The organism is Calothrix sp. NIES-2100 (assembly GCF_963875285.1).
Classification (GTDB): Bacteria; Cyanobacteriota; Cyanobacteriia; order Cyanobacteriales; family Nostocaceae; genus Aulosira.
The window spans coordinates 5844232-5856017 of record NZ_CAWNLA010000001.1 but is presented as its reverse complement, the minus strand read 5'-3'; the positions used below and the strand labels follow the sequence as shown (position 1 = coordinate 5856017).

Annotated in this window: 5 protein-coding genes; 3 read left to right on the top strand and 2 right to left on the bottom strand. The window is 41.8% G+C overall.

Annotated features, from left to right (window positions below; all coding sequences use genetic code 11):
* Positions 1-75 precede the first annotated feature (75 nt).
* The 3 genes from AACU32_RS23790 to AACU32_RS23780 all read left to right on the top strand — a co-directional run bounded on the left by AACU32_RS23790 (position 76) and on the right by AACU32_RS23780 (position 2823).
* Complete coding sequence (locus tag AACU32_RS23790; RefSeq protein ID WP_096603688.1) at positions 76-417, top strand: microviridin/marinostatin family tricyclic proteinase inhibitor; 342 nt, start codon at positions 76-78, stop codon at positions 415-417.
* Between the two features lie 373 nt (positions 418-790).
* Entirely contained in the window at positions 791-1786 is a 996-nt protein-coding gene (locus AACU32_RS23785; RefSeq protein WP_096603687.1) for an MvdC family ATP-grasp ribosomal peptide maturase, read from the top strand.
* Between the two features lie 65 nt (positions 1787-1851).
* Entirely contained in the window at positions 1852-2823 is a 972-nt protein-coding gene (locus tag AACU32_RS23780; protein WP_096603686.1) for an MvdD family ATP-grasp ribosomal peptide maturase, read from the top strand.
* A 245-nt stretch (positions 2824-3068) separates the two neighbouring features.
* On the opposite strand, the gene AACU32_RS23775 is transcribed toward AACU32_RS23780, so the two are convergent.
* Positions 3069-7055, bottom strand: a complete 3987-nt coding sequence (locus tag AACU32_RS23775) for a M10 family metallopeptidase C-terminal domain-containing protein (RefSeq protein ID WP_096603685.1) — start codon at positions 7053-7055, stop codon at positions 3069-3071.
* A 566-nt stretch (positions 7056-7621) separates the two neighbouring features.
* Entirely contained in the window at positions 7622-11776 is a 4155-nt protein-coding gene (locus AACU32_RS23770; RefSeq protein WP_096603684.1) for a DUF6519 domain-containing protein, read from the bottom strand.
* Positions 11777-11786: the final 10 nt, after the last annotated feature.

Genomic DNA, 11786 nt, shown 5'->3' with positions numbered 1-11786 from the left:
GTAAAATTGTAGATTTGTCTATATTTTTACAAACTCTGCTCAATTACATTACTAACTAACCAAAAGAGGAAATTTATGTCGGATATCAAGTTAGAAGATTTAGATTCACCAGCAGTACCATTCTTTGCTCGCTATCTTGAAGGGCAATATTGCGAAGATTTATCTGAAGAAGAATCTTCAGCAGTCGGAGGCGGCACTACTTTATATACAAAGAAGTATCCCTCCGATCAAGAAGAGAGCGGTTGTGTTACTAATAAATTCAAAGATCTAGCACAAACCCTCAAATATCCTTCCGATCAAGAAGATGGCGGTGGTGTCACTAAAAAGTATCCTTCTGATAGTGATGAGGTTGCTGTCACACAAAAATATCCATCAGATGGTGACGATAATGTTGTAACTATAGATACAATAGCTTAAGAAACCTGGTCAGGGCGGGGAGACCCATACGTGTCAACTTAACGCCAAACCCTGATCAAGACGTAATTTTGAATTAAATCGCCTACCATCAAGATCCGCGTTACCCCACCCCGGCTTTGCTGACGCAAAACCTCCCCTCCCCGTAAACGGGGAGGGGATTGAGGGGTGGGGTAAAATGCATGTGGAATAAGCGTTTGAGCTTAAGTTGACACCAATGGGGGAGACCCCGCCCCTACGACAATTGGAAATTACATCAAAGAACCTGGATTAGTATCACTTCGTCAGACATTTTTTCTGACATTTTGCATCTGCTAAGTATGCCTGGTGCTGAATGTCGCGGGTAGTCAAAAAATAAAATCTGGTTAGATGTTGTATGCAACTGTCGCGTGATGTTGTTTTATTACTCACCCACAGTGGTGACTACTTCACTATCGATAGAGTTGCAGCAGCTCTATCTAGAAGAGGTGTAAAACCGTTTCGCCTGAATACCGATCAATTTCCGATCGCAATTCAACTCCAAGCTCATCTGGGCAATAATGGAACTAGTCACCGACTAGAATTTGGCGATGTGTCAATTAGTACAGAACAAGTACAAGCTGTATGGATGCGGCGAATTTGGCCACCCCAGCTGAGCCAAGAATTAGCTCCCCAATTCCAACAAGCCTGCATCCGCGAATCACTAGCAACTTTGGATGGTTTCTGGGATAGCCTCCAACATGTGCGTTGGGTGGATAACTTGCAACGCATCAGCGCTGCAGAAAACAAGCTACGCCAACTGCGAGTAGCTTCTGAGGTTGGGCTGGAGATTCCGCAAACTCTTGTTACTAATAAACCTGAGGAAGTACGAGAGTTTTTTGCTCAGGCGGATGGAAAAATGGTAACAAAGCTATTGACACCTCTTTCCTATAGTATGGAAGGTTCCTCTTTCTTTCTTTACACCAGCGTTGTCAAAGAGGAAGACTTAGCAGATTTGGGAACACTGCGTTATTGTCCAATGGTTTTTCAAGAACAAATTCCCAAACAGCAAGAACTGCGAGTGGTGTATGTGGATGGGAATGTTTTTGTCGGCGCACTAGATGCATCAAAATATAATGCATCGACAGTTGATTGGCGACGGGGGACATCAGAGACTTGTGTATGGCTAAACCATGAACTCCCTGAGGAAATTATCCAGCGTCTTCAAGCTTTTATGGCAAAATTTGGCTTAATATTTGGGGCATTTGACTTGATTCAAACACCATCTGGAGCATACGTCTTTTTGGAAGTGAACCCGACAGGGGAATGGGGAATGCTGGAGCGAGATTTGCAACTCCCGATCTCAGAAGCGATCGCAGATGCTTTACTCAAGGATGAAGGTAATAGGCCATAGTCAAAAGTAATTAACTTTGACCAATGACCAATGACCAATGACCAATGACCAATGACCAATAACAAATGACTGTTTTAATTATTACCCATAGCCAAGATAACGAAAGCATCCCGATGGTTATGCAAGCGATCGCCGATCGGGGAGGTAAAGCATTTCGCTTTGATACAGATAAATTTCCCACCCAGGTACAGCTGGATGTCTACTACGGCAAAAATGAGCGCTTGATACTCACCGATGGAGAGCAACAGCTAGATTTACATGCAGTATCTGCGGTTTGGTATCGGCGAATTGCGATCGCGGCGCAAATTCCCACGACAATGGATGCACAATTGCGACAAGCTTCTGTACAAGAATCTCGTGTCACTATTCAGGGAATGATTGCTAGCATCCGGGGCTTCCATCTCGACCATATACCATATATTCGCCGCGCTGACAATAAGCAATTACAACTACAAGTTGCCAGAGAAATAGGTTTGGATACACCGCGTACCCTGACGACCAATAACCCAACAGCAGTGAAGCAATTTGCTGAAGAATGCGAACAGGGTATGATTACCAAAATGCTTTCTTCCTTTGCGATTTATGATGAGCAAGGAGAGGAGAAAGTTGTGTTTACTAATCCTGTGACTGCTGAAGACTTAGAAAATCTTGATGGGCTGCGTTTCTGTCCGATGACCTTTCAGGAAAAAATCCCGAAAGCGCTAGAATTGCGGACGACGATTGTCGGTAAACAGATATTTACTGCCGCCGTTGACTCCCAAGCCTTAGCAAAAGCACAGTACGACTGGCGACGACAGGGAGTGGCTTTACTAGAAGCTTGGCAACCATATCAATTACCCGAAGATGTAGAATCAAAGCTGCTGAAACTCATGGCAGAATTCGGGTTGAATTATGGTGCAATTGATATTCTGTTGACACCAGACAATCGTCATGTCTTTTTGGAAGTGAATCCAGTTGGGGAGTTCTTCTGGTTAGAACGCTGTCCTGGTTTACCGATTTCCCAGGCGATCGCGCAACTATTACTCAAAATCAACTAACACTTTCAGATCAGCTTTTACTGATAACAACAAGATCCCCGACTTTTTTGAAAAGTCGGGGATCTGTGTTTTAGTTAATTAATCCATGACACCGTAAAAACCAATACGGTTCAGTTAACGTTTTAATCTTCTTAAGATCCCCCCAACCCCCCTTTTCAAGGGGGGCTAATAACCCTCTGTTACCCCCTTTTTAAGGGGGTCGCCGCAGGCGGGGGGATCTTAACTGAACCGTATTGCCGTAAAAACTAGGCAACTAAACTGAAATCGCTACTGCTCAAAGTAATATCAGGATTTCCTAAACGGGCAAATTCAAACACTTTGCCTGTACCTAAAACATTACCATCCTGATTGTAGAATAGACTACCACTACCTTGGCTAAAGACAATCCGCGCACTACTAGCGTTGATAAATTCATCATCAGTGACAACCGCAAAGTCAGTTAAAGCTTGTCCAGCAATATTAGTAACAGCGCTAAAAGTAGTTTTACTGAGAACAATTTGGTCTTGTCCCTGCTCAAAATTGCTAATGTAATCAACGCCTAAAGTACTACTAAAGGCACCACTACCTTGGAACAGATACTTATCTTTACCACTTCCGCCAGTGAGAATATCATCGCCCAGTCCGCCCACAAGGGTATCATCTCCCGCTAATCCTTGCAGTTGGTCATTGCCTGCACCACCTGAGAGATGATTATTTAAGGCATTACCTGTAAGACGGTCATTACCTGTACCACCTTTGGCATTTTCGATGACGTTGTTACCAGAGAGAATCAGTTTGAGATTACTATTCACGGTTTGTGATGTGGTCACACCCAAATTCACCTTAACAGCAACAGTACTAGCACTGAAGTCAATTGTATCAATACCACCTGTGGCGGTTTCGCTAATTGTATCAGTCCCTAAAGCAGTATTCGCTGCAAAAGCATAGGTGTCATTTCCTGCACCACCTGCGAGAGTATTATTGGCACTATTACCCTTGAGGATATTATTGCCTGCATTCCCTGTACCGTTGATTGCTGCCGTTCCTGTGAGGGTGAGGTTTTCCACGTTAGTTGGCAAAGTCGTGGTGACAGCAGAACTGAGGGTATCGGTGATAGTGGTGGTGACAGTACTTGTACCCAGACTCGCATTAGTGGGAGTTGTCAGCTTCAGGGTGAAGGTTTCATCTGCTTCACTAATGGAATCATTGAGAATGGGGATATTGATAACTTTACTGATGTCGCCTGGATTGAAAGTTAGGGTTCCAGTAGTGCTGGTGTAGTCTGAACCGGCTGTAGCTGTGCCGTTAGCGGTAGCATACTTAACAGTGACAGTTTGGCTGCTGGCTTGGGAGAGACTAACGGTATATGCTGCGTTTTGCGGACTGATTAAGCCTTCGACGATTGTCTGGCTAGGACTGAGGTTGATGGTGATACCAGAGGGATCATCATTGGTAATCGTGCCGGTGACTGCTGTTGTCGTGCCGATGGTGTAACCTGTTCCTGTTGCCAGAGTTAAAGCGATGGTTTCATTAGCTTCAAAGGTGGTGTCTGCGCTGGGGTCGATAGTTAGGGTTTTTGTACTACTTCCCGCAGCAAAGGTAATGCTTCCTGTGGTGGCTGTGAAACTGGCTGCACCGCTTTGGGTGTAGTCTGTGTTGAAGGTGGCTGTACCAGCAACGTTATAGTTAACAGTTAAGGCGTTGGTAGTGCTTCCGGTTCTGGTGAAGGTGTAAACCAAATTAGCTGTCCCATCTTCTAGGACGCTGCTTGGAGATACAGCCAGGGTAATGCTGGGGGGGGCATCTAGGGTGAGAGTTTGATCGGAAAACTGGATTCTTTCGAGATCATATAGTTTATCGATGCCATCACGATTAGCCACTGAATCGGTAACTGTATAAACACCTCCACTACTAGTTACTTGATATTGGGAACGAGTACCTGAGTAAACAGCGATATCATTACCAGTCCCACCGTAGAGAGTATCATTACCTAAACCACCCTGTAAACGGTCATCACCTTGTTCACCAAACAGGACATCATTACCAGCTAATGCGTTGATGGTATCATTACCTAAACCACCGAATAATTGATCGGGGTAACTCGAATAATTACTACCATTAACAGTATCATTGATATTCGCAGCGTTGAAAATGAAATCACTGGCTTGTAGTAGGCTGGGATTGATGTTAAGGAGTTTGATTTGGGACTGATCGCCACTAAAATAAGTCGTAATCAGCGCATTGTTTTCACCATCATTACTAATGAGTAATTTCAGGGTATTCCAATCACTAATTTTCAGGTTTCTGACATCAATTCTGTCTTGTCCTTGAACAAAGTCTATGACGACATCGTTGCCTGGATCGTATTGCAAGTTGAAGACATCATTACCTGTGCCACCGTAGAGAGTATCATTGCCTGCACCCCCGTCTAAACGGTCATCACCTTGTTCACCAAACAGGACATCATTACCAGCTAATGCGTTGATAGTATCATTACCTAAACCACCGAATAATTGATCGGGGTAACTCGAATAATTACTACCATTAACAGTATCATTGATATTCGCAGCGTTGAAAATGAAATCACTGGCTTGTAGTAGGCTGGGATTGATGTTAAGGAGTTTGATTTGGGACTGATCGCCACTAAAATAAGTCGTAATCAGCGCATTGTTTTCACCATCATTACTAATGAGTAATTTCAGGGTATTCCAATCACTAATTTTCAGGTTTCTGACATCAATTCTGTCTTGTCCTTGAACAAAGTCTATGACGACATCGTTGCCTGGATCGTATTGCAAGTTGAAGACATCATTACCTGTGCCACCGTAGAGAGTATCATTGCCTGCACCCCCGTCTAAACGGTCATCACCTTGTTCACCAAACAGGACATCATTACCAGCTAATGCGTTGATAGTATCATTACCTAAACCACCGAATAATTGATCGGGGTAACTCGAATAATTACTACCATTAACAGTATCATTGATATTCGCAGCGTTGAAAATGAAATCACTGGCTTGTAGTAGGCTGGGATTGATGTTAAGGAGTTTGATTTGGGACTGATCGCCACTAAAATAAGTCGTAATCAGCGCATTGTTTTCACCATCATTACTAATGAGTAATTTCAGGGTATTCCAATCACTAATTTTCAGGTTTCTGACATCAATTCTGTCTTGTCCTTGAACAAAGTCTATGACGACATCGTTGCCTGGATCGTATTGCAGGTTGAAGACATCATTACCTGTGCCACCGTAGAGAGTATCATTGCCTGCACCCCCGTCTAAACGGTCATCACCTTGTTCACCAAACAGGACATCATTACCAGCTAAGGCGTTGATAGTATCATTACCTAAACCACCGAATAATTGATCGGGGTAACTCGAATAATTACTACCATTAACAGTATCATTGATATTCGCAGCGTTGAAAATGAAATCACTGGCTTGTAGTAGGCTGGGATTGATGTTAAGGAGTTTGATTTGGGACTGATCGCCACTAAAATAAGTCGTAATCAGCGCATTGTTTTCACCATCATTACTAATGAGTAATTTCAGGGTATTCCAATCACTAATTTTCAGGTTTCTGACATCAATTCTGTCTTGTCCTTGAACAAAGTCTATGACGACATCGTTGCCTGGATCGTATTGCAAGTTGAAGACATCATTACCTGTGCCACCGTAGAGAGTATCATTGCCTGCACCCCCGTCTAAACGGTCATCACCTTGTTCACCAAACAGGACATCATTACCAGCTAATGCGTTGATAGTATCATTACCTAAACCACCGAATAATTGATCGGGGTAACTCGAATAATTACTACCATTAACAGTATCATTGATATTCGCAGCGTTGAAAATGAAATCACTGGCTTGTAGTAGGCTGGGATTGATGTTAAGGAGTTTGATTTGGGACTGATCGCCACTAAAATAAGTCGTAATCAGCGCATTGTTTTCACCATCATTACTAATGAGTAATTTCAGGGTATTCCAATCACTAATTTTCAGGTTTCTGACATCAATTTTGTCTTGTCCTCGAACAAAGTCTGTGACAATATCATTGTCTTGTTCGTATTGAAAGTTGAAGACATCATTACCTGTCCCACCGATTAAGGTATCATTACCTCGACCACCTTCTAAACTGTCATTTCCACCTGATCCAGAAAGTGAATCATTACCACCGGCGCCTTGGATAGTATCGTTTTCCGAATTCCCAGTTAAAGTATCGTTATTGTTGGTTCCTGGAATAAGAGCCATAGTTGTAATATCCTTGTTGGGTTTGAAGATTGTTCAGATATCAATCGATGAATGATGGAATGACCTGTAAATTTCATCAAAATTCCCTCAATACCTTTGTCAAGAACAGAGGTAAATGGTTACGCAAAATGATTTATGCGATCGCACGCGCGATCGCATGACAAATGCTTTGATGATCAGTGAGGATAGCCCTGCTAACGTAAATAAGTAATTATTCTGAAGGTAGATGCAACATTTAAGTAATCAATTAGCTTCTTCACAGGAGTTTAGCCAGATTTCGGAGAAGTATATGTAAAGATTATGTAAAATTCCCCGTAAATTATAATTTTTATGCAAATTCCGTTAAAAATCAATTCGGAGTCAGGATTTTATTCTTGAGTGCGAATTACAGCATGTTTCTCTAAATCGACCATGCTGTAAGGGTAAAGCACATTGCTAAACTCCTAGGTGGATATAACCTCAAGAGTATTTGGCTACATTAATTTTGCTGAGTTGCAAGATACCCGACTTCTTAAAGAAGTCGGGGATCTGATAAGGAGCAACACTTTATACTAGCGTTTCAAGTCTCAATTTTTTGCTTTCTGTGTTAATGCGGCTATTTGTCGCTGCTGTTCTTTAACAACAAGAGATAATGTTGTAATCATTGCTTGTTGGTCTTTAACGGCTTTAGCTAATACCGCCAAAATATTAAAGGGTTGAATTGCTGTTTTATCCGCCGATGCTAAAATATCAGGGACTTGTTCAGCAATAAATCCTAAGTGCAATTTTTGCTCAGTGTCGTCTTTATAAATGTATTTCACTGGATTCAAATTTTTTAATATTTCCGCAACTTCTTGCTGAGAAAGGTCTGTAATCTGGTCTTTTAATTCTATGGATGAATCTTGAAATAAATCGCCATAAACTCTGACATTTCCTTGGATATGTAGCTTGGTATCTAAATCGGGGGTAGGTGTACCAATCCCGACATTACCTGTGGCGGTGACAATGAATTGAGTCACGCCGTTACTATCTGCTAGGCGAGTAATTGGCTGTTGATAGGTAAATTGAGTTGCTGTGGTTAAGGCTTGTGCAAAAGCTTTATTAACTGTGAAAGAATTACCTTCTGCGGCAATTTTGGTAATTAGTCTCGCTTGTGTTGTTGAGCCATCAGTGACTGATATTATATCACCAATGTTCAATTCTTGGATAAATGTTGTGCCACTTCCCTTTACAAGATCACTATTGCTCGTAATTTGCCCTTGACCTGTTAAAGGTGCTGCACCTTGATTATGCAATCTTGCTAAGGGTTTTTCGATGCCGATACCCACATTGCCGTTTGTCTGCAATAATGTCATGCGGGTTTTATCTGCCGTTTGCAATGACAAGTTGGCATTGTTGAAACTGCTAATTACCCCAGAAGAAATTGCGATCGCTCGATCAAAATGATAGCCTGGGCGATCGCTCTTGAAATGTACCCAATTCTCATCTTGCGGCCCAATATCTACATAGCCATTGCCAGTATTAATACGTAATGCGCCTGATTGATTGCCTCTAATCGCACCATTGATATGTAGCTTTTCTTGAGGAATATCTACGCCGATGCCAACATTACCAGTATCATGGGCTACTGTAACTTGATTTGTGCCTGCTGTTTGCAGTGATAGGTTAGTATTGCCATCACTACCAATTCCACCAGCGACGATGACGGGTTTGTCGAAGTGGTAGGCTGGGCGGTCTGTGACAAAATGTGACGAATTGGCATCTTGAGGGCCAATATCGACATAACCATTCCCAGTATTAATCCGTAAAGCGCCTGACTGGTCACCTCTAATCGCGCCACCGAGATGCAGTTTTTCCAAGGGCTGATCTACACCAATGCCCACATTTCCCGTATTATAGGAAAGTTTAAAGTGGGTTGTACCTGCGGTTTGCAGAGATAAGTCTCTATTTCCTAAGCTGGTAATTAATCCTGATTCGACGCGAATATCTTTGTCAAAATAGTAACCTTCCAAGTCTGTTGTGAAATGTATCCATTTATCTTCTTGGGGTGCAATATTCACAAAGCCAAACTTGTTACTAATTCTGACCGTCCCCGCAACATGAAGTTTTTCTTGAGGAGTATCTATCCCAATCCCAACGTTACCGCTTGTTTGCAATAGTGTCACTTGGGTGATACCTGCTGTTTGCAATGATAAATTACTATTTGCATCACTGCTAATTACACCAGTTTTCAGGGTAATTCCTTTGTCAAAATGGTAGCCGGGACGGTCGGTAACAAAGTTGGAGAAATCAGCATTTTGCGAACCAACATCGACATAACCTGTACCGCTACTAATTCTTAAAGCACCAGATTGATTACCGCGAATCGCACCATTTAAATGTAATTTTTCTTGAGGAATATCAATACCGATGCCAACATTACCATTTTTATTAGATACTGTAATTTGAGTTGTGCCTGCGGTTTGTAAAGATAAGTTTGTATCTGAATCGCTGTTAATTACGCCAGTTTTCAGGGTAATTCCTTTGTCAAAATGGTAGCCGGGACGGTCGGTAACAAAGTTGGAGAAATCAGTATTTTGCGAACCAACATCGACATAACCTGTACTGCTACTAATTCGTAAAGCACCTGATTGGTCGCCGCGAATCGCACCATTTAAATGTAATTTTTCTTCGGGTTTATCTACACCGATGCCAACATTACCATTTTCATGAGATACTTTAATTTGAGTTGCGTCTCCAGTTTGAAGTGACAAATCGGTATTTTCATCACTGCCAATTAAACCAGTTTTGACGGTAATTCCTTTGTCAAAATGGTAGCGGGGGCGGTCGGTGACAAAGTGTGAGAAATTTCCATCTTGAGGACCGACATCAACAAAGCCATTCCCAGAATTAATCCGTAAAGCACCAGATTGATTACCGCGAATTGCACCATTTAAATGTAATTTTTCTTGGGGTGTATCTAGACCGATACCAATAAAACCTTCTTCGGTAACTATTAGCTGTGTTTCTTGGCTACCATTGGTAAACCGTGCAATGGTTGGCTGTTGATAAGTAAAGTTGGCTGCTGCTAAAGGCGGTTCAAAGGCTTGATTAACTGTTAGAGATTGATTACTAGAATCGATGGTAGCGATGATTCTAGTTTGACCATTAGCTGTAATAGCATCGCCTACACGTAATTCTGTTTGAAAAACAGTATCGTTACCTGTAACTATTAAACTACCAGTGGTATTAAAAATTGTACCTGTACCAGATAAGGAAGGCGCATTGTGAATGTGTAGTTTTGCTTGGGGTGATTTTGTCCCAATCCCGACTCTACCAGGAATATATTTACCCTCATCCTGTTTACCAGTGACATAAAGATTAGCCTGGATTTCTAAATCTCCAGTCATGATCCCGCCGGTTTTATCAAAACAATTCACCAACAGCGGAAATATTTCACGGTAGTCTTCAATGATGGATTCTGTGCTGTCATAAAAAGCTAGTGGACTGTAATAATGTTGAATACCTTGCGCTGGTTGGGGGATGAATTTTTTGGCTTCCTCGTCATAAGGTAATTCAATCTTGGTTTGACTTTGCGGACGTAGTGGTATTAGCCAGTAATCACCTGTTTGATAGCTAAGATTTGTGTCGGAAAAACTCACCTGAATCCCAGCGTCTAAATTAATCCACTGGGAACCCGGGCTAGTTTGATTAATGGGGATAGTTCCTGTATTAGTTGTTTGATCCCAACGGCGAACTTTTGGTTTATTCTTGAGGGGAAAATTGTCAAGAGTAATGGGTGTATCTCCGACTCTTGATGAGGGGTCAAAAACTAGTTTTTTATCGGATGTCCCAGCCATTAAACGGACTAAAATTCCCGGTTCACCTTTAAGTTCTCGTTCTTTATCGGTAATTTCTACCCATTGATTTGCTTGAAATGATTGCGCAGGATCGCGACCGGGATTATCTATAGTAATGTTATTACGTTCAATGTCTCGAATCTCACTCACAACAATGCCGTTATCTCGCGACCATTTAAAGGTGGCAATGCTACCCTCTTGACTGGGTTGGTGAATTTCAACGCGATATAATCGATTATCTAAGGCGTTGGTATTGCCTGTATTAGTTGTGTTATCAAAATTAACAGCGAGGAGTTTCTTTTGATTATCAGCTTTGTTAATTAATTTTTCTAATTCCTTGAGTACAATGGCTTTACGTTGGGCTTTAATTTGACTAATTGCATCTTCTGTGGTGGCTTTTTGTTCATCTTCCAAAAATTTTGCATCGAATTTAATTTCTAGCAGCTTGACTTGCCAAACTGTCTTTGTGCGGGTGGTAGTATCAGGTACAGATGTATCTAAGGCGATTTCACGAATTTCTGGATCTTCCAGGACAGTTACGTGACGTTCCCAGACATCAAGATAGACTAAATACTTACCTGAATTTATTTCCAAGCTAGGATAATCTGGCTGATGTTTGTAAGTGGTATCATTGTCTTCTAACTCGCACAGTAAACCACTAACATAAATTTGACCAGGGGCAATTTTTAAATCACCATCAATAATACTAATTTTAAAATTGTCAGCGGTTTTATTCGCTCCTGTGGTGCCAATAATATTTTTGCCTAGGGATTGATGCAGGTAATTTTGAATATCAACTTGTTCATTCCAATCAGCGTCTAGTTGCACCCTTCCCTGTTGCATCCAAACGCCATTATAGTGTTTACGGGGTTGAAAACTTAAACGGGTAAAATCTCCCTTCATAATATTTAAC